This window comes from Marinomonas polaris DSM 16579, assembly GCF_900129155.1.
In the GTDB taxonomy this organism is placed as follows: Bacteria; Pseudomonadota; Gammaproteobacteria; order Pseudomonadales; family Marinomonadaceae; genus Marinomonas; species Marinomonas polaris.
Map to the genome: position 1 here is coordinate 272,505 of NZ_FQVF01000004.1, position 20,247 is coordinate 292,751.

The following is a 20,247-nucleotide window of genomic DNA, read 5'->3' on the forward strand; positions in this document are numbered from 1 at the left end:
TTATTTACTACACTATCTAATGACTCATAACGAATGCAAGGAGCACATCATGGCGACTATTTTATGCTACGGAGATTCTCTTACTTGGGGCCGAGTACCTAACGGAGGACGTTACCCAAAACACCTACGCTGGCCAACCATGCTAAACGACTTATTAGGCCAACAACATCAAGTGATTAACTTTGGATTGCCAGGCAGAACGACGATCTGGAATGATCCCTTCTTAGAAGGTAGAAATGGCCTAGCGTACCTTCAAGCGGCATTAGAAACCTTTGGCCCTGTCGATATTTTAATATTGATGTTGGGCACTAATGATTTGAAGCGACACTTCCATATTGGAGCCTATGAAGCAGCAAAAGGTGTGGAAAAACTGATCGAGAAGTCAAGAATACCAAATACTCACGATTTCCCAGTCCCAACCCTTGTAGTGATCGCTCCGCCAAATATTTTATCCCCAACGGGCTCTATGGCCGAAAGTTTTGACGGTGCCATTGAAAAATCACAACATTTTCATCAGTACTACCAAGATATCGCCATTCGCAACCAATGTATTTTTCTCAATGCTGCTGGGGTCTTACAGCCAAGTGACGTTGATGGCGTGCACTTAGACACGCAAGCAAATGAGCAATTAGCAAACTCGATATATTCTTTGATAAAAATGGAAATATAAGATTAAGCATTTGTTTTATATTGATTTTTTAATAAATTTCAATAAATGAGGCAATTTCTATAAAAACGAACCAATCGCAACTAGATAATATTATTAAGAGGACTTAATCAGATTAAGTCGTTTATAGCTATTGACAAAGAAGGGAAGATCTATAAGCGCAAAAGGAAAGAATGGAAATCGTATAAAATATGCACGATTCTTTGTTCATACTCGCTTTTTTACGAAATAATCGCTCACTCAAATTTTCTTGCACAAAGTTATCCACAGGAAGAGTGAGTGAGCGCCCTTTATCAAAACACCGCCTGAAATGCTACCCAAATAGCAATAATCCGCTTCTGTATGCTCCATTTCCTTGTTTTTTGTACCTCGTAATTGCTAAGCAAATCCGTATGATCTGTTTATTAAATTTGTCTATCAGATCCATATCTCGAACAAACGTAGTAAGGAGAAAAGCAATGAAAGTAAGCTTCATCGGACTCGGAACTATGGGTTACCCAATGGCTGGTCATGTGAGTAAAGCGGGTCATGCAGTTGTGGTTTTCAATCGATCTACTCAAAAAGCTCAAAACTGGTGTGAAGAATACACTGGCACCTTTGCGACGACTCCTGCTCTTGCTGCGCAAGACGCCGACATTGTATTAACCTGCGTGGGTAATGACGACGATTTACGCGCCGTATATTTAGGACAAGACGGCGCATTCCAACAAGCAAAAGCCGGCACGCTTTTTATTGATCACACGACCGCTTCGGCAGAAGTGGCAAAAGAGCTTCATCAAGCCGCTCAAGAACGTGGTTTCTACTTCATGGATGCTCCCGTTTCTGGTGGCCAAGCGGGTGCAGTAAATGGCGTATTAACCGTAATGATGGGTGGCGAGCAAAGCGATCTAGATAAAGCTCAGCCTGTATTAGATTGCTACGCAAAAGCCACCAGCTTAATGGGCTCAGTGGGTAATGGTCAGATAGCAAAAATGGTCAATCAAATTCTTATTGGCGGCGTGTTGTCTGGTTTGTCTGAAGGGATTCGCTTTGCTCAGAAAGCCGGTTTAGACATCGCTTCATTAGTTGAGACTTTAAAACATGGCGCTGCGGGTTCTTGGCAATTAGAGAATCGCGGCGAAACCATGGCTAAAAACGAGTTTGACTTTGGTTTCGCCATTGAATGGATGCATAAGGATTTAGGTCTGTGTCTTGCTCAAGCTGAAAAAATGGGCATCAAGATTCCATTAACCCAGGCCGTTGATCAGGATTACCAAGCACTAATAGCAGAAGGTCGTGGTCGTCAAGACACCTCTGTTCTAGTGAAAGCGCTCGATAAAAAAGCCTAATTTTAGTGTTTTAGGTCGTTTAATGTTTCGGTGATGGAGCATTAAACGGTCTTCCTAAAGGCCAACAAACTAGTTGGCAACCTCATGTCTCATCTCCTTTTTAAACTTTTTTATAAAAAATTGTCCTTTTTCTTTCACATTCCTTACTTATGTTTTTTCCTGCAAAACCTTTGTGCTCAAGGCTTCCCCTTCGTTATAGAGATTCTGTATTCATTACACGCATAGGCCATATCGTTATTTCGATTGGTTATTTAAATTGGCTTGAGTAATCTTCAGAGACGCTATTTTTGATGCTTCTGTTTATTCAGGCTCATCATTTATAGCTAAAGGGGGCTCAGGGACGAGGCAGAGCAACCCCATTCGAACTAGGAGTTTGGATGGGGTTTGTTTTAAAACTGTAAAAGACTCGAACGACAAAGATGGCTCTTAACCCTGCCAAGATAATCACAAAAGTAACGAATACCTTGATTCGACTTCCCACGTGTTCGACACGAATATAATTATGCTAATGGAGAGTTACAATGAAAAAAGGGTTAGCAAAACTGACGCTTGCACTCATGGCCGCTGGAGCAATCAGCACTTCCGCTCACGCTGCAACAACACTGGTTTATTGTTCAGAAGGTAGCCCTGAGGGCTTTAACCCGGCATTTTATACTGCTGGTACTACTTTCGATGCGACATCGAAAAACATGTTCAACCGTTTAGTCGAATTCAAATTGGGTACGACAGAAACTGAACCAGGCTTAGCAACAAGCTATGATGTATCAAGCGATGGCCTTGAATACACTTTCCATTTGCGTAAAGGCGTGAAATTTCACACTTCTAAAGACTTCACACCAACACGTGATTTTAATGCCGACGACGTAATCTTTACTTTTGACCGTCAAGGCAACAAAGAAAATCCTTACCACAGTGTGTCAGGCGGCTCTTACGAATACTTCACTGGTATGGGCATGGATACCTTGATTAAAGAGATGGTGAAAGTCGACGACTACACAGTGAAATTCATTTTGACGAAACCAGAAGCGCCTTTCATTGCTAACCTTGCAATGGACTTTGCGTCTATTTTCTCTAAAGAACAAGCCGACGCTTACATGAAAGCCGGCACACCAGAAAAATTGGACATTGATCCAGTTGCTACTGGTCCTTTCCAAAAAGTTCAGTATCAAAAAGATTCTTTGATCCGCTACACAGCGTTTAAAGACTACTGGCAAGGTAAAGCAAAAATCGATCGTCTTGTTTTCTCTATCACACCAGACGCTTCTGTTCGTTACGCTAAATTGAAAGCGGGCGAATGTGATGTTATGCCGTATCCAAACCCAGCTGATCTTAAGCAAATGGAAGCGGATCCAAATATCAACCTAATGAGCCAAGAAGGCTTGAACGTTGGTTATTTGGCATTTAACACGCAGAAAAAACCATTCACTGATCCTCGTGTTCGCCAAGCACTAAGCTTAGCTACTGACAAGAGCGCGATCATCGATGCTGTTTTCCAAGGCGCTGGTAAAGTCGCTAAAAACCCAATTCCACCAACTATGTGGTCTTACAACAAAAACGTTGTTGATTACCCATACGATCCAGTAAAAGCGAAAAAATTACTTGCTGAAGCGGGTTATCCAGATGGTTTCTCAACCAATATCTGGGCAATGCCAGTACAACGTCCATATAACCCAAATGCGCGTCGTATGGCTGAAATCATGCAAGAAGACTGGTCCAAAATCGGTGTGAAAGCAGAAATCGTTTCTTACGAATGGGGTGAATACTTAAACCGTTCTAAGAAAGGTGAGCACGATACCGTGTTGCTAGGTTGGACTGGTGATAATGGTGACCCAGATAACTTCCTATATGTATTGTTAGGTTGTGATGCTGTTGGTGGTGCTAACCGTGCGCAGTGGTGTAACGAAGAGTTCAACAACTTACTTCTAAAAGCGAAACAAACTTCGGATAAAGCAGAACGTACTAAGTTGTACGAAGAGTCTCAAGTTGTTTTCAAACGTGAAGCTCCATGGATCACTATCGCTCATTCAGTGGTTTACGAGCCAATTCGTAAAGAAGTTAAAGGCTACAAAATTGACCCACTTGGCGGTCACTACTTCTACAACGTCAGCAAATAACCAACGTTTAGAAATATGTCCTTTGGACAACAAAACACTTACTCGCTGGGACGTGAGTAAGTGTTTTGCTGACCGAGCAGATTGCTCGATCGCATAACATCCCAAGAGAGCCAGTCCTTTATGTTCCAATTTATTTTCCGTCGCTTAAGCCTCGTCATTCCGACCTTTCTCGGGATTACCTTGCTGACTTTTACCCTTATTCGCTTAATCCCCGGTGATCCAATTGAAGTCATGGCCGGCGAACGCGGAGTGAGTGCAGAACGCCACGCCGAATTAAGTGCTCAACTAGGCTTTGATCAGCCGTTATATGTTCAGTATTACCACTATGTCACTGGCGTTTTACAAGGTGATTTAGGCAACTCCCTCATTACCAGAGAACCGGTAATGAAAGAATTCCTAACGCTTTTTCCAGCTACCATTGAGTTAGCATTTTGTGCCGCTATTTTTGCGATTCTGATTGGTTTGCCTGCGGGCATTTTTGCCGCGGTTAAACGGGGAACTGTGATTGATCATTCGGTGATGACGTTTTCTCTCACCGGTTATTCAATGCCCATATTCTGGTGGGCGCTGTTATTGATGTTGGTATTTTCCGTTAACCTGGGTTGGACACCGGTATCCGGACGGATCGACGTGGTGTATTGGATAGACGACGTTACCGGCTTCATGTTAATTGATTCATTATTATCAGGTGAAGAAGGCGCGTTTTCTTCTGCCGTTTCGCATCTGATCTTGCCAAGTATCGTTCTCGGCACCATTCCTATGGCGGTTATCGCCCGTATGACACGTTCTTCTATGTTAGAAGTATTGAGCGAAGATTACATTCGTACCGCTCGAGCGAAAGGCATCGCTCCTTGGCGAGTCATCGTAATTCATGCGTTACGTAACGCCTTGATCCCAGTGATTACCGTAATTGGTTTGCAGGTGGGTATTTTGTTATCTGGTGCGATTCTAACCGAAACCGTATTTGCTTGGCCGGGCATTGGTAAATGGTTAATCGAGTCTATCGGACGCCGTGATTACCCCGTTGTACAAGGCGGTATTTTGATTGTCGCTTGTATCATCATTGTCGTGAATCTCTTGGTAGATATCACTTACGGCATTGTTAACCCACGAATTCGACACAGCCGATAAGGAGGCGTTTATGACAACATCTACAAAAACGTCCACGACAGACATTCCATTGACCGCACCTGTGCCAATGACGCCATTCCAAGAGTTTTGGCATTATTTCAGTAGCAACAAAGGCGCGGTGGCAGGTTTGATCGTTATTGCGATCATTTGCTTCATGGCGGTATTTGCTAACTTTGTTGCGCCGCATTCCCCATCTGACCAATATCGTGATGCGCTGTTATTGCCACCCGCTTGGTTAGACGGCGGTAACTGGTCTTTTGTTTTGGGTACGGACGATGTGGGCCGAGATATCTTGTCTCGCTTGATTTATGGTTCACGTCTTTCTATTGCCGTTGGCCTTGTGGCGGTAACTGCGTCTTTGATAATGGGCATTCTACTTGGTCTAGTAGCAGGTTATTTCAGAGGCATGATAGACACAGCCATCATGCGTATCGTCGATATCATGTTGGCAATGCCAAGCTTATTGTTGGCGATTGCGATCGTAGCGATTTTAGGGCCAAGCATTGTGAATGCGGCGTTGGCGATTTCCATTGTCTCGCTGCCACATTATGTACGCTTAACCCGTGCAGCAACCATGGCAGAAATGTCTCGCGATTATGTCACCTCATCTCGTGTCATCGGCGCTAGTCCGCTGCGTTTGATGTTTGTCTGCATTTTGCCAAACTGTTTAGCACCGTTAATCGTGCAAGCAACGTTAGGCTTCTCCAGCGCCATCCTAGATATGGCAGCCCTTGGCTTTCTTGGCCTTGGCGCACAACCACCAACCCCAGAATGGGGTTCGATGTTAGCCGATGCGTTGCAGTTTGTTCAGCGCGCTTGGTGGGTGGTTACTTTCCCCGGTTTGATGATTTTGATCACAGTACTGGCGTTTAACCTCATGGGTGATGGCTTGCGTGATGCCCTTGATCCCAAGTTGAAACAGTAAGAGAGGTTGTTATGTCACTGTTACAGTTGGAAAATTTAAGCGTTACCTTCGGCAGTTTTCGCGCCGTAGATAACATTAGTTACAAGGTCGAAGAAGGGGAAGTTCTCGGCATCGTTGGGGAATCTGGCTCAGGAAAGAGTGTAAGTTCATTGTCTATCATGGGCTTGATCGACTTCCCTGGAAAAGTCAGCGCAGATCAGTTGACCTTCGATGGTCAAGATCTGCAAGCCATGCCAGAAAAGCAACGTCGTAAGCTAACTGGCTCCGACATTGCGATGATCTTCCAAGATCCGATGACCAGCCTTAACCCATGTTTCACTGTGGGTTACCAGATCATTGAAGCGTTAAAGACACATCAAGGCGGCAGCAAGAAAGAACTAAAATCGCGCGCTATTGAGTTATTAACGCAAGTAGGCATTCCGGCACCGGAATCACGTTTGGATAATTACCCTCATCAGCTGTCAGGCGGCATGAGCCAGCGTGTGATGATTGCCATGTCTATTGCCTGTGATCCACGCTTATTGATCGCAGACGAGCCGACAACCGCGCTAGACGTGACCATTCAAGCACAGATCATAGATCTATTGATCGAGCTACAACGCAAGAAGCAAATGGGCTTGGTGTTGATCACTCACGATTTGGCTCTTGTGGCCGAAGTGGCTCATCGCGTTATCGTTATGTACGCAGGACAAATCGTTGAATCTGGTCCAGCGTCGGAAGTCTTTAGCACCCCAAGACATCCATACACGCAAGCCTTACTGGCTTCTTTGCCTGAGTCTGCCTCCGGCAAAGCACGCCTTGAAGCGTTACCAGGAGTGGTTCCAGGTCAATATGATCGCCCATTGGGTTGCTTGCTCAGCCCACGCTGTCCTTATGCGACGGACCATTGTCGCAAGGTTGAACCTGCGAACCAAGGCGACCTTGATCGCCAAGTGAAATGCCATACGCCATTGGACCGCGAAGGGAGACCAGCCGCATGAACCAATCCGATAGCAAGTTAATTTTGAAAGCCGAAGATTTAAAACAGCATTACCACGTCAAACAAGGTCTGTTTAAGCCTGACGCGGTAGTGAAAGCCGTTGATGGTATTAGCTTCAATCTTGAAAAAGGCAAAACCTTGGCGGTAGTAGGCGAATCTGGTTGTGGTAAATCCACCCTTGGCCGCATGCTTACCATGATTGAAACTCCAACCAGCGGCAAGCTAGCGCACCTTGGTGAAGACTTACTAACCTTAAGCGCAGACGCTCAAGCGAAGCTACGTCAGAAGATCCAAATCATTTTCCAAAATCCTTATGGCTCGCTGAATCCACGCAAAAAGATCGGTGCTATTTTGGAAGAGCCATTGGTGATTAATACCAAGCTTTCCAAAGCAGAGCGCAAAGAAAAAGCTCTCACGATCATGGCGAAAGTCGGCTTAAAAACCGAACATTACGACCGTTACCCACACATGTTTTCTGGTGGTCAACGCCAGCGTATCGCTATCGCTCGTGGTTTGATGCTCGACCCAAATGTCATTGTGGCCGATGAACCTGTGTCCGCGCTGGATGTGTCGGTTCAGGCGCAAGTATTGAACTTGATGATGGATTTGCAGGAAGAGTTTGGTTTGAGCTATGTGTTCATCTCTCATGATTTGTCTGTGGTGGAACACATCGCCGACGACGTCATGGTGATGTATCTAGGTAAAGTGGTTGAACAAGGGACTCGCGAACAGCTGTTCGAGAACCCAAAACATCCTTACACCTTAGCTTTGTTGTCTAGTACGCCACAGCTTTCACCAGACAAACGTCGCGTTCGTATTAAGCTGCAAGGCGAACTGCCTTCACCGCTCAATCCACCTTCTGGCTGTGCTTTCCACGGACGCTGCAGCTATGCCAACGACCGCTGTAAAACCGAAACGCCATTGCTACGATTAGACGATCAAGCGGAGCAAGAACAAGGCCACATGATTGCTTGTCATGCTGTGGAAGAGAATCGTATTGAAGCTATTGAGGTGGGTGCTGCGTAAGCAAACCAATCTAAGATATATGAGTTTTAAAGGCGCCCGAAAGGGCGTTTTTTTGATCTACTTTAATGCCCGCCCTTCGTTCATGTCATAATCCGTGATCTATTGCACCTTGTAACCCATAGTATGAGCTAATAGAATCCGCTTCATATAAACGCAAAAGGGATGCTTGTCATGCGGTCAGTTCTATCCGGTCTTCACCTAATTTGGATGAGTTTGTTACTGCTTTCCAGCACGCTCCACGCGGCGGATTTTTATATATCAGATGTCAGTGAAACCACTCAAGACAACGCGCCCGCATTGGTTATTCGCTTTACCGATTCGATTGATCCTCAAAGCGACCTAAGCAAATCTATTTCTGTAACACCCAATCCCACCACTGGCAATATCTGGATACCGCAAAATAATGGTCGCCAATGGGTACTGCCATTTGTTGAACCCAGCACCGAATACACCATTAAAGTCGACGCAAAACCAAAATCGCTTGCGGGAAAAGTACTAACCGAGAAAGACAGTGAAGGCAATCTTCATAGCTTTGAACGAACAGTTAAAACCCGTGCAATCGTTCCCGGCGCCAATTTTTCCGGTAAAGGCAGCTTTCTCGTCGGTAATATTCAAAATGGCATTCCAGTCACTGTTATCAATCAAAAATCGGTGGACTTAGATGTATTTCGGGTTCGTGATGACGCTTTAGATCGTTTTCTTGATGAAACGTCTTTCCAAGGAATGAATGATTACTACAGCCTCAATCGGTTAAAAAAGTACGCCGATTTAGTCCATTCTGCACGCTATGAAAATGATGCCAAAGCCAATCAACGTAAGACCTACAATTTAAACCTAGATCCTGTCTTAGAAAAAAACGCCCCAGGCATTTATGTGGCCGTTATCCGCAAGCCAGGTGATTATGACTACGCCTACGACACGGCGGTTTTCACCATCACAGACATCGGTTTACACGCCAGAAAATACAAAGATTCTTTGGTGGTTTACAGTCACTCCATTGCTTCTGCGAAACCAATGTCTGGTGTGAACTTACGCTTTTTATGGCCAAAAACAGATAAACAAGCGGCGCACGATCAAACCGCCACAAGTGGTCTAGATGGCAGCTATCAATTATCGACCAACGACTTGCCACAATCCGTGGTTGCTCGTCATGGCGACAGCATTACCTTCTTAAAATTAGACCGTGATGAATTAGACTTATCCGCCTACCCAAATGTGCCAAGCTTACATCGCCCTTACCAGATGTTTATGTACGGCCCGCGAGACCTTTATCGCCCTGGTGAAAACGTCTCGATTAATTTATTACTGCGCGATTTTGACGGCCAAAAAGTGGCGAATTTGCCCCTGCAGGCCAAGCTTTACGATGCTCGTGGCGAACACAAAAAACAGTTCACTTGGCAACCTGACAGCACCAACCTTTATCAAACAGACTTCCAGTTAGACGACAACGCGCCAACAGGAAAATGGCGTCTTGAAGTCAGTATTAATGACGATTATGTGGATACCTATTGGTTTCAGGTCGAAGATTTTTTACCGGAAACCCTAACGCTGTCCTTTTACGATGATGTTCCTAATCAAACTCGCTATGCTCCAAAAGGCCGTTTTGATGTTCCGATTCAAGGCGATTATCTCTATGGCGCGCCTGCAGCAGGCAATGATGCCGATGCGGTTATCACTGTCACACCTTCGACGACGCCGTTTCCGTCGCTAAAAGATTACTACTTCGGCAATGCCAACGAAAAAATCAATGGCCGCACGCTGAAAACAGCCCCTATCAAACTGGATAAAGATGGCAAAGGAGTGATTTCCATCCCCGACAATTGGGCCAACACGCCAGTACCATTGCGCTATCTTGTCAGCGCCAGCGTTTACGAAAGTGGCGGCCGTCCGGTAACGCGCAATCAGAACATCATACAATTACCAAGCTACGAAAAATTGGTTGGCATCCAGCCGTTATTTAAAGATCGACCAGCGTCCAATGAAACGTTGCAATTTAAATTATTAAGTGTCGATCAAGAAGGGGAACCGGTTGCTGACAAGCTCAGTGTTCGCCTGTCTCGAAATTACCGCGAATACTTCTGGGAATACAACGAATCCCGAGGCTGGTACTGGAATTATCAGAGCCATATTTATACGGTCGGTAATGAAAATATTAACGTGAAAAACGACGCTGTCACCGTTGATTTCCCTGTGCAATGGGGCACGTATATTTTGGAAGTCACCTCTGAAACGGGAACAAAGAGCACCTTTGAGTTTGAGACAGAATGGAGTTGGGATAACCAAAGTAGCAGCAATTTAAAACCCGACATGCTGCAAATGTCATTAGATAAACACCACTACGAGCCAGGCGATAAAGCAACTTTGCGTTTAACCAGCCCAGTGGCTGGCGATGGCATTATCAATGTGGAATCCACTAACGGAGTTCGATACAGCCTGCATAAGAACATCGAAAAAGGCACAAATGAAGTTAGCTTCGATGTACAACAAAATTGGAATCGACACGACTTATACGTCACGGTGATGGTGTTAACGCCAGCGGACCAAGTCACCGAAGTCGCACCAAAACGCGCCTTAGGGATGGTGCACTTACCCATCATTCGCCCAGATGCCATTGCCGACGTAGAGCTGACCACCGAAGAAAAAGTTCAGCCAAACAAAGTAGTTAGCGCACATATTAAGGTAGCGAATATATCAGAACTTGGGAATCAACCACTTTATGCAACGGTCGCTCTTGTTGATAAAGGTGTGCTGAATATTACGCGCTATAAACCACCTCAACCTGAGCAGTATTTTTATGCTCCGCGCCGTTTTGAATCGGCGTATTTCGATATCTATGGCAAGATCATAAATAACCTAGGTTATGACATGATTCGCCAGAAATTTGGTGGCGATGCCTTTAATGAATCCGATGCAGAGCTCAGCCGCGGCGGTAAAAAACCAAAATCTGATGTGCAAATTATCTCCTTCCTGAGTGAGCCGGTTGCTCTCGTCAATGGCGAAGCCGATGTCAGTTTTGATCTGCCTAATTTCAATGGCAAATTGGAATGGATGGTTGTGGTCTATGGCGATCACAGTTACGGCAGCGCCCATAAAGAAATGATTGTCGCGGACAAGCTTGTCTCGCAAATTACCATGCCGCGCTTTCTTGCCATGGGTGATAAGAGCCAAATCAGCATTGACCTGCACAACCTTTCCGATGCCAAGCAGACATTTGATGTCAGTGTGGAAGTAAATGGCGCTGTCATTAGCGAAGGTTTGCAGCAGAGCCTAGAGCTTGCCGATAAAGAAAAAACCGTGCTTTCCATTCCTATCACAGGGGCTGACATGGAAGGCCAAGGTGTTATTACGCTTAATGCCACCAATGGCGACGACATCAATATCACGCGAGCGTGGCGACTTGGCGTACGAAGCCCTTATCCTTGGGCAACGAATCAATTACGTGCGACGCTAGAACCAGGCGAGCAATGGAAGCCGAGCTTTGATATCAGCTCATTGCGAGACAACAGTGTTCAAGCAATGTTAACGATTTCTAATCGCCCTGCGATCAACTTTAGAAGCCAATTCGAGAACTTATTACAATATCCTTATGGCTGTTTAGAGCAAACCACCAGCTCGACCTATCCTTGGCTATTGTTAAACGAAGACATGGTCAATCAGCTCGATTTGAATGACAGTATTGAACAAGAATTTAAGCAACCCTTTAGCGAAGCCTTCCGTCTAAAGCAAATCCAGGACGGAATCGAAAAACTTAAGTCAAAGCAATTGAGCAATGGCGGCTTCGGTTACTGGGATTCGAGCAGTTGGGAATCTCGCTGGGGCACCGTTTATGCTACAGAGTTTTTAGTCGATGCGCGTAAACAAGGCATTGTCATTGATGACGATATGCTGAGCCGTGCGATCAAACGATTGACCTTCTTTGTCAACAATAACCCCGAAAGCGACATGTGGAGCGAAAGCTCTGATTATTATCAGTTCTCCTATCGCGCTTATGCCGCGTTTGTCTTAGCCAAAGCGGATGCTATTAGCTTGAGCTTTGTGCGCCGACTCTTTGATCAATCATCGACAACAGAACTAAACGAATCTGGACTTGCTTGGATGCACTTAGCCGGCGCCTTAAGCCAATTAAATGATAAAAACCGAGCAGAAACAGCACGCCAGCTAGCATTAAACACCCAACGTAAGCGTTACGCTTATTACCGAGATTATGGCTCTGTGATGCGTGACCAAGCCTTAAGTCTTGCAGTTGCCTTAGAACTCGGACTGGATGACGGAAACCTTGCCGATAAGATGATTAAGAGCCTACAAAGCAAGCGTTGGTTCAGTACTCAAGAGCGCATCGCTTTATTGAAGGTCGCAAGTCAGTACGCACAAAAAAGCAGTGAGTGGCGCGCCACCATCCAATTACCATCTGACGAACAGTCGCTAGTAAAAGAACAGGCATTCAATTCTGTGTTTGATGCAGACCAATTGCGCAAGCTCAAAGGCATTACCGCAGACGACCAAAAATTGTATGTCAGCCTGCAATACCAAGGCGCACCTAAAAACACCCCAGAGCCATACAGCGAAGGGCTGCGCATTAGCCGACAGTATTACGACCTAACTGGCAAACCGACGACGCCAACCACATTAACCAGTGGCGATTTGGTCATTGTGGAATTAAACGTTGCCACAGTTGATGATGACTTACGCATTCCTGATGCCCTGATAGTTGATCTTTTGCCAGCGGGCTTGGAATTAGAGAACCAAAACCTAAGCAATGCCAGCGTCGATTTGGATAGCATTATGATTGACGAAAAGCCGCTTGGTAGCTACTTCCGTGAAAATAACCTGCTGTATCAAGAGTATCGGGATGATCGCTTTGTGGCTTCCGTGAGCCTTTCCGATAAATCCGTGAAGAAGCTCTATTACCTAGCCCGAGCTGTCACACCGGGTACTTATCAGGTTGCACCGCCCTTTGTAGAAGATATGTATCGTCCTAATTACCGTGCCATTGGTACGTCGATTAATACTTTGGAAATACTGCCTCGTTAATGGCTCGTTTTAAGGCTCGATTCCGGTTATGGGCTTATTTGCCTATCACCGGAATACTGTTGTTTTTGTCTTTCTTGTTATACGACTGGGTTGTACCAGTCGATTTAGAATCCCGCTCTCTGAGTCAAACTGTTCTCGCCGAGGATGGTTCGATTTTGCGTAATTTTGCTGATGACAACGGCGTATGGCGCTTTCCTGTTACCTTAGACGAGGTTTCCCCAAACTACCTAGAAGCGCTGATCACTTACGAAGATCAATATTTTTACCATCACCCCGGCGTCAATTTTTTTGCTCTCATTCGTGCCACTTGGCAATGGATTAGCACAGGAGAAATAGTCTCTGGTGGCTCAACGTTAACCATGCAAGTGGCTCGTATTCGCTATCCAGAGGCCAGAACCGTATGGGGAAAACTCAAAGAGATCGTCCGTGCTCTGCAGTTAGAATGGCACTTTAGCAAAGCAGACATCCTCACCTATTACCTCAACCATGCGCCTTTTGGTGGCACCTATGAAGGCATTCAAGCCGCTTCTTTGGGTTACTTTGGCCATAAGGTAAAACAACTGACTGACGCCCAAGCAGCACTTTTGGCGGTCTTGCCGCAAGCGCCCAGTTATTACCGACCAGACCGACATAACGAACGCGCCCAGCAAGCTCGGGACAAATTGATGCGCCGCTTAGTAACACTGGAAGAGTGGTCTGCGGAGCGCTTAAACGATGCGTTAATCGAAGACATTCCCGCTGTAACCAAACAAGACTATCAATCTGCACCCTTGCTCGCTCGCAGGTTAGTGACACACAACAAATCGCCCCAGATAGAAACTTTTATACACTCTCAATGGCAAGGTCAGATCAGCAATTTGCTCAGAAATTATGTCCATGGTATTGGTCAGAAAGTTTCGGCAGCCGCATTGGTTGTCGAAAACGAAACAGGCAAGGTGAAAGTCTACGCGGGATCAGCCGATTTCAATGACAGCAGCCGTTTCGCTTACGTGGATATGGTTCAGGCTACTCGCTCGCCAGGTTCAACACTTAAACCCTTTATTTACGGCATGGCATTGGATGAAGGCTTAATTCATAGCGAAAGCTTATTAATGGATGTGCCTCTCAAGTTCGGGGACTATCAACCCGACAACTTCAATGGTGGTGTCAGTGGGCCAGTATCCGTTGCTCATGCCTTGCAAGCAAGCCTGAATATTCCAGCGGTACAAGTATTGGAGCAGCTCAAGCCCATTTACTTTTTCTTAAAAATGAAAAAAGCAGGCATCGAGTTGAAACTCCCGACCGGAGCGAAGCCTAATTTGGCGGTGGCTCTCGGTGGCGTTGGCTCTGATTTAGAAGATCTTGTCTATGCTTACACCAGTATTGGAAACAAAGGCCAAGCACAGCATCTGCGTTTTAGTACTGAAGATAAACAATCACAGCAACCTCTTTTGAGCGAGGGCGCTGCTTGGGTTATTCGAAAAATATTATTAGATAATCCAGGTTCTGTTTCTGGCTTGGCGGTTAAAACCGGAACAAGCTATGGATTCCGCGATGCGTGGGCGATTGGGGTGAGCGAACATTATACATTAGGCGTTTGGATTGGCAGACCCGATGGTGTTCCCATGCCCGGCCATTACGGTCAAGTTACCGCAGTGCCGTTATTAAACAATATTTATCAACGGCTCAATGATCGACGCCCAGATCCTCTGATGCCCGACAGCGTGTCTAAAGTAGACATATGCTGGCCACAAGGTGACATAGTTAAAACGGTTTGTGAGGAGAGCCACAGTGCTTATATTCTTGACGGCACCATTCCTAAGACTTGGTATAACACTGCGTCGCTACAGCAGCCATTCAACCAATCTGAATTTCAATTCTGGCAAGCAGATGATTCCAAGTTACGAGTCAATATAAGCTGTCAGGTTAACGCCAAACGTCATAAGGTAACCGTTTGGCCTGCGCCCTTGGATAATTGGCTAAGCTTGGAACAACGCCGTTCATCTCGAATACCGAGCTGGGATCCTAGATGTGAAACAACAGGCAATCTAGTCAGTCAATCTGCCGTGCGTATCTACGGGCTTGCAAATCAGGATGCGTTCCAGCTACCGAAGCAACAAAACCAAGAAATCACCCTTTCTGCGGAAGGAGGAGAAGCGCCTTTTTACTGGTTTTTAAACGGCGTGTTGCTACCCGACCAGCAAAGAAAAACCACATTAAAAGACCTAAAATCCGGCAACTATCAACTCACGTTAATAGACCAAGCAGGCTCAAGAGACCAAGTCGAATTTTCGGTTCTTCTCTATTAGAAATAGAGATCTATATCTTCGCTCTTGGTGGGCATTATGATCAGAGTTAAACCCAATGATTTTCTATCACATCGTAATGACGAACAAAGGTATCTGGATCTAGCTCATATTCATCATCTTCTGGGTAAAGTTTGGCAACTTCAATATCCTGACCGGCGAAAGCAATAATAGACTCACGAGTCGGCCAATAAGTAATCAGAGTTACCTCGAACGTTAACTCGTCCACTTCTCGACCAAAAATTTGAGCCCCTTTAAAACCTTCGGTAGCAGATGTGTCTTTCACACCTGTTTCATATAAGTAAGCAATGAAACCTTCTTTTTTAGCCATTGGGCAACGGGCTTTCCACTCTCTTGCGATCACGTTAACTACTCCTCTTCTATGACCTATCTACTGCCTGATTCATCAGGGCGCATAACATTGTTTATATTAATATTGTTTACTATATCAATAATTGATGTGCTAACCTCAAAATTGGATGACTAACTCAAAGCACCAAGTATTACACTTCATAGACGCTGTAAAACGAATTCAAAGTTTTACCTAGATTGCTGACTTATAAAAATAATTAATGCATTGGTGTGTAAATATGAAGTTTGATTTTTCTGCCTGCGACCTTCAGGTTGCAGACGCTTCAGCACAAACTCTTGCTAGTATTTTATTGGATAAGGGTTTTGGTGAGCATCATTTTATTCAAAGTATGCCTCAAGAAAGGCTTACTACCTTGAGATTTAAAGAATTCGGACCGCTTTCTATTTTAGAGTATGCAGTAGGCCTTGCTACACACGTTAGTTCTTCCAATGTAGAAAACGCTTATTTTCTACACGTGATTTTAGCAGGTCATAGCGTCGAGCAGCATCAAAATGGGAAGCGCATTCTTAAGGCAGGGGATTCTATTTTCATAATGCCAAAAACCCGTTTTGAGGCAAATGATTCAGCTGACTGTAGAAAGCTTATTGTTAAAATTCCTACTGATTTTTTAAATCAAACAGCACGAGAGTTTGGTTATTTATCTTCTTTAGATCCAATTCAGTTCGATTCAAAAGTAAGCCAATTCCCGCTGACAGGGCCTTTGTTTAATCTGCTAAACGACATATTGCAGCAAGATAAAGATGAGCTCTATGAACGAGCATTGATTTATTATTGCAGACTATTAAACAGTGGAATTTTAAATATGTTTGATAGCAATGTTGGCCCAAGCACCCTTCCTAACAAATCGTTACATCGCCATATCGAACGTATTCGCAATTATGTGTTGGATAATATTACAACTGACATAGCAATCGATGAATTAGCCCATTTGTGCCAAATCAGTCGTAAGTCACTCTACAATCTTTTTGAACGAGAGACAGGACTCACACCTTCTGCTTACATTCGTCGTCTCAAATTAGAAAGTATACATTCTGAATTGAAAAACAATGAGCGTATTAAAAATGTGACACAAGTTGCACTAAAGTATGGTTTTACTAATTTAGGAAGATTTTCGGCTCAATACCGTGAGCAAATTGGGGAGTTACCTTCACAAACATTACGTGATTTTTCGTATTGATTAAGAGTTAAAAAAAACAAACTGGGCAAAAGGGTAAAGCCCAGTCTGTTCTTGTCAGTGCTCTTTATTAAAACTTATACATAGCCATGACTTCTACTTGCTGACCTGCTGGACGAGTTGCTATGTTGCCGCTCGGAGCACTATTGGAGGCTGCGTTTTGATCACGTAGCTCTACACCAAGCTCAAGTCCAGGAAGGTAAGTGTAAATCATGTTTGCTGTTGTTGTTTTAAGAGTGTCATCGGCCAGAGTTGAGTTCACTTCATCAGAAGTTACTTGGCCGTAACGTAGGTTAACTCGAAGTTTGTCGCTTATCTTATGACCAATGCCCGCTGAAAAGCCACTGACAGTCACTAAATCGCCATTGCCGTCTAATTCTGATGTAGCAGCAGTTCCTGCAGCACCGTTATAACCCCAGCCTGCATATATTGCAGCACCTTCACCAGAAAAACCACTCAGCGTTACACTAGTATCGCCAAAATTCAATTTTGCGGCCAATGACAGTGCTGCCCCAAACTCAGAATCACCATTATTCAAGCTAACATCACGGCCTGTAACTGCAACGTTTAAGGCATGACCGCCTGATGTACGATGAGTATAAGCTGCCACCATATCAGGATAATGAGCTTCATTGTAAAGTGGATCTTGTAAGGTTAGACGCATACCGTCTTTTGCATAATGTACAACAAGATCAGGTCTCACAACCGAGCCATTCCCCGAAACAGTACCAATTCCAGTTCCATAGAAATTAATCATTTCTGTATCAAACGGCGCATTAGCGAAGAATTGTCCAGTCCATGTTTGACCAATAGTTAAGTTATCAACCGTAATCGTAGCGTGGCGTAAACGAAACACTGAAGATGCACCTCTAAAGTCCCCTTCAATAAACCCCTTCAGGTTATGATCACCCTCTTTACGACTAGCGGTGAAATTCAAACGAGACTGGCTTGCGCTTCCTTCAAAAGTACTATTGCTTTCGTCAGGGTTATTAAACACACCTTCGGCCTTAAGATAACCGCCTACGCTAAATTGAGTGCCATTAAAATCACCTAATTCCAGAGCAAACCCTTGGGAGGAAAGGCTGGCAACGATAACAGCTTGCGCGACTTTATTTTTCATTAGCATATTGATACCGCCCTGTATTTTTCATTTATATTTATTATGGGAAGCCAATATCGCAAAGAGCAGCGTAATGAAATAGCCAAATAGTGCAAACTTTGTACATAAAGTGCAAAAAAAAACAAATAAAAGAGCAATAGAATTAAAAGAGGCTAATTTTTAAGAAAAACTGCTAACAGATTTGAGAGCAGTTTTATTTTATGGCGGGAGTGTTATAGATAAGTATCTATATTAAATTAAACTCGAAACTGCTTCTGCAGTCCCATCAAGAAATTACGCAAAATTTGGTCTTTGCATTCGCAGTAGTGGCGATTGTCTGGCTTACGGAAGAACGAGCTAAGTTCATGCTTGCTTAGATTGAATTCTGCTAGCGACATGATATCGAGGATTTCTTCCGCTTGCAGGTTTAACGCAATACGCAACTTCATGAAGATAGCGTTATTGGTTAGGCGCTTTTCAGGTTCAGATTGCGGACCTTCGCGTTTACCACGCTTGGTGTTAATAAAACCATTTAGAAATGTTGCCATCTCTACATCAATCATTTCGACATAACCTGCATCGTCTTCTTTCTTTAGCCAGCTAGTAACTTGCTCTTGCGATGCAATGCCATCTGCTGCAGCAAAGATATCAACTATCTCTAGTTCTTTTAGGTCAAAGGTATAGCGAAGGCGGCGTAAAATATCGTTGTTGTTCAAAATGATTTCCTAGTGTTAGGGGGCATAAATAATAGTAGGCGCGACTCTAGCAGATTGGCAAGCATTTACCTATATCTGTCGCTAAATCCGTAAGAATATCGTCGAAAATGCATGATTATCGTAAAATTCTAGATTCTGTCTGCAAACTATATTGATTAGAAACAAAACTGGCGACTTAATAGCTTGTATCTCTTACTTTCATGGATGTAAGCCAGTGAACATTACGCAAAAACCCACACTGATGGATATCGAGGCCTCCCAAAAACCTTCAGTCGATAAATCAAGTCCAACAAAAGCCAAGAAGGTCGTTCGGGTTATAGAATTTGATTATCTACGCGGATTGGCCATTGCATTGATTGTGTTAGGACATTCTGTAACAAATACCAATGACGGTTTCCCAGTTTGGTTAGAGAACATCGTTCGTGGTGGCACAGGCGTTTTTGTATTTATTTCTGGCTTTTTCTTTCATCACATCTTTGCCCAACGCTTTGACTATCGCCGCTTTATGTCGAAGAAAGTGATGAACGTGTTAGTACCGTTTTTGGCAGTCTCTGCTTTCGCTATTGTCGTAAACTTCTTCGGTTTTATCTTGGTCGATCAGACAAGTGTTCCAGAAGCCTTCGCCCTATGCTGGGAAGTATTACAAAAGGGATTCGTATTGTTCCCACATTGGTACATTCCTTTCATTATGGCGACTTTTTTATGTTCAGGGCTGCATTTCCGCTATTTGAAACTGCCATTATTTGCCCAGCTTTCTATTTTAGCAGCGTTTACTATTATTGCAGTGGTTATCCATCGCCCAGCAGATAACGTAAATGTATTGCAGTCATTGGTGTATTTCACTCCCTTCTATTTATTGGGCATGCTGTACTCACAATATTTAGATTGGATGAAGCAGTACTATAGCTACTTTTTGGTCGCTGCGGTTATCACGATGATCGCAACAGTCTGGCTGCAATCTGGTGTTTTATTTCATGCAGGGGGATTCCACAAAACGGCATTTGAATGGGGTGGTATCGATTTACAGTTTATTCAAAAAATGGGGTTATGTATTTTACTGGTTGGCTTTTGCTCGCATTGGGTTTGGTCAGCGCTTGGAAAACACTTAATCATGCTTGCCTCCATTAGCTTCGCAATTTTCTTTTTGCATCCATTATTGGGCATGATATGGGGAAATACGAAATATTTTTTACTTAACGCAGGCTATATAGAACCCAACAATACCGTGCTCTACAGTCTTATTTCATCGGTATTTTTGTTCGTCTTTCAGTTCTATGGGTCGGTGTGGTTAATAGGGAAATTGAAGCATCTATTTGGTTCGAAAAGCCGATTACTGATTGGAGCATAATGATCAAATACATCTCCCCTGAAACATAATAATATTTGTTGTTATACTTTT

At 44.2% G+C, this 20,247-nt stretch carries 14 protein-coding genes; 11 read left to right on the top strand and 3 right to left on the bottom strand.

The window, feature by feature from the left end:
- The first annotated feature begins 49 nt into the window (after window positions 1-49).
- From BUA59_RS05090 to pbpC, 9 genes are all read left to right on the top strand, one after another.
- Complete coding sequence (locus BUA59_RS05090) at window positions 50-670, top strand: SGNH/GDSL hydrolase family protein (protein ID WP_072838644.1); 621 nt, start codon at window positions 50-52, stop codon at window positions 668-670.
- Window positions 671-1,125: 455 nt separating this feature from the next.
- Complete coding sequence (locus BUA59_RS05095; protein WP_072838645.1) at window positions 1,126-1,995, top strand: NAD(P)-dependent oxidoreductase; 870 nt, start codon at window positions 1,126-1,128, stop codon at window positions 1,993-1,995.
- A gap of 521 nt (window positions 1,996-2,516) precedes the next feature.
- Complete coding sequence (locus tag BUA59_RS05100) at window positions 2,517-4,109, top strand: ABC transporter substrate-binding protein (RefSeq protein ID WP_072838646.1); 1,593 nt, start codon at window positions 2,517-2,519, stop codon at window positions 4,107-4,109.
- A 120-nt stretch (window positions 4,110-4,229) separates the two neighbouring features.
- Window positions 4,230-5,240: an ABC transporter permease subunit gene (locus tag BUA59_RS05105; RefSeq protein WP_072838647.1), complete on the top strand. Its 1,011-nt coding sequence runs from the start codon at window positions 4,230-4,232 to the stop codon at window positions 5,238-5,240.
- A 10-nt stretch (window positions 5,241-5,250) separates the two neighbouring features.
- Window positions 5,251-6,165 (top strand): dipeptide ABC transporter permease DppC, encoded by a 915-nt coding sequence (dppC, locus tag BUA59_RS05110; protein WP_072838648.1) that lies wholly within the window; start codon window positions 5,251-5,253, stop codon window positions 6,163-6,165.
- Window positions 6,166-6,176: 11 nt separating this feature from the next.
- On the top strand, window positions 6,177-7,145 hold the full coding sequence (gene dppD / locus BUA59_RS05115; protein WP_072838649.1) for a dipeptide ABC transporter ATP-binding protein: 969 nt from the start codon (window positions 6,177-6,179) through the stop codon (window positions 7,143-7,145).
- A complete protein-coding gene (locus tag BUA59_RS05120) occupies window positions 7,142-8,170 on the top strand; it encodes a peptide ABC transporter ATP-binding protein (RefSeq protein WP_072838650.1) in 1,029 nt (342 codons plus the stop codon). The genes dppD and BUA59_RS05120 overlap by 4 nt, the downstream gene beginning before the upstream one ends.
- Before the next feature lie 171 nt (window positions 8,171-8,341).
- Window positions 8,342-13,201, top strand: a complete 4,860-nt coding sequence (locus BUA59_RS05125; protein WP_072838651.1) for an alpha-2-macroglobulin family protein — start codon at window positions 8,342-8,344, stop codon at window positions 13,199-13,201.
- Complete coding sequence (gene pbpC, locus BUA59_RS05130; RefSeq protein WP_072838652.1) at window positions 13,201-15,489, top strand: penicillin-binding protein 1C; 2,289 nt, start codon at window positions 13,201-13,203, stop codon at window positions 15,487-15,489. Before BUA59_RS05125 ends, pbpC begins: the two co-directional genes overlap by 1 nt.
- Before the next feature lie 46 nt (window positions 15,490-15,535).
- On the opposite strand, the gene BUA59_RS05135 is transcribed toward pbpC, so the two are convergent.
- Window positions 15,536-15,850, bottom strand: coding sequence for an antibiotic biosynthesis monooxygenase (locus BUA59_RS05135; protein WP_072838653.1), 315 nt, complete (start codon window positions 15,848-15,850; stop codon window positions 15,536-15,538).
- 226 nt (window positions 15,851-16,076) lie between these two features.
- Between BUA59_RS05135 and BUA59_RS05140 the strand changes: the two genes are divergently transcribed.
- Window positions 16,077-17,036 carry an AraC family transcriptional regulator gene (locus BUA59_RS05140; RefSeq protein ID WP_072838654.1) on the top strand — a complete coding sequence of 320 codons (960 nt, stop codon included), beginning with the start codon at window positions 16,077-16,079 and terminating at the stop codon, window positions 17,034-17,036.
- A gap of 67 nt (window positions 17,037-17,103) precedes the next feature.
- Here the strand turns inward: BUA59_RS05140 and BUA59_RS05145 are convergent, their stop codons facing one another.
- Together BUA59_RS05145 and BUA59_RS05150 are read right to left on the bottom strand one after the other, a co-directional pair.
- Entirely contained in the window at window positions 17,104-18,159 is a 1,056-nt protein-coding gene (locus BUA59_RS05145) for a hypothetical protein (protein ID WP_072838655.1), read from the bottom strand.
- Window positions 18,160-18,389: 230 nt separating this feature from the next.
- A complete protein-coding gene (locus tag BUA59_RS05150; protein ID WP_072838656.1) occupies window positions 18,390-18,848 on the bottom strand; it encodes a YehS family protein in 459 nt (152 codons plus the stop codon).
- 214 nt (window positions 18,849-19,062) lie between these two features.
- Between BUA59_RS05150 and BUA59_RS05155 the strand changes: the two genes are divergently transcribed.
- Window positions 19,063-20,196 carry an acyltransferase family protein gene (locus tag BUA59_RS05155; protein WP_084122189.1) on the top strand — a complete coding sequence of 378 codons (1,134 nt, stop codon included), beginning with the start codon at window positions 19,063-19,065 and terminating at the stop codon, window positions 20,194-20,196.
- The last annotated feature ends 51 nt before the right edge of the window (window positions 20,197-20,247 follow it).

Coding starts and splice junctions, on each gene's coding strand:
- BUA59_RS05145 (WP_072838655.1), bottom strand. CDS start 18,159: ATGCTAATGAAAAATAAAGTCGCGCAAGCTGTTATCGTTGCCAGCCTT.
- BUA59_RS05140 (WP_072838654.1), top strand. CDS start 16,077: ATGAAGTTTGATTTTTCTGCCTGCGACCTTCAGGTTGCAGACGCTTCA.
- dppD (WP_072838649.1), top strand. CDS start 6,177: ATGTCACTGTTACAGTTGGAAAATTTAAGCGTTACCTTCGGCAGTTTT.
- BUA59_RS05100 (WP_072838646.1), top strand. CDS start 2,517: ATGAAAAAAGGGTTAGCAAAACTGACGCTTGCACTCATGGCCGCTGGA.
- BUA59_RS05090 (WP_072838644.1), top strand. CDS start 50: ATGGCGACTATTTTATGCTACGGAGATTCTCTTACTTGGGGCCGAGTA.
- BUA59_RS05105 (WP_072838647.1), top strand. CDS start 4,230: ATGTTCCAATTTATTTTCCGTCGCTTAAGCCTCGTCATTCCGACCTTT.
- pbpC (WP_072838652.1), top strand. CDS start 13,201: ATGGCTCGTTTTAAGGCTCGATTCCGGTTATGGGCTTATTTGCCTATC.
- BUA59_RS05095 (WP_072838645.1), top strand. CDS start 1,126: ATGAAAGTAAGCTTCATCGGACTCGGAACTATGGGTTACCCAATGGCT.
- BUA59_RS05120 (WP_072838650.1), top strand. CDS start 7,142: ATGAACCAATCCGATAGCAAGTTAATTTTGAAAGCCGAAGATTTAAAA.
- dppC (WP_072838648.1), top strand. CDS start 5,251: ATGACAACATCTACAAAAACGTCCACGACAGACATTCCATTGACCGCA.
- BUA59_RS05125 (WP_072838651.1), top strand. CDS start 8,342: ATGCGGTCAGTTCTATCCGGTCTTCACCTAATTTGGATGAGTTTGTTA.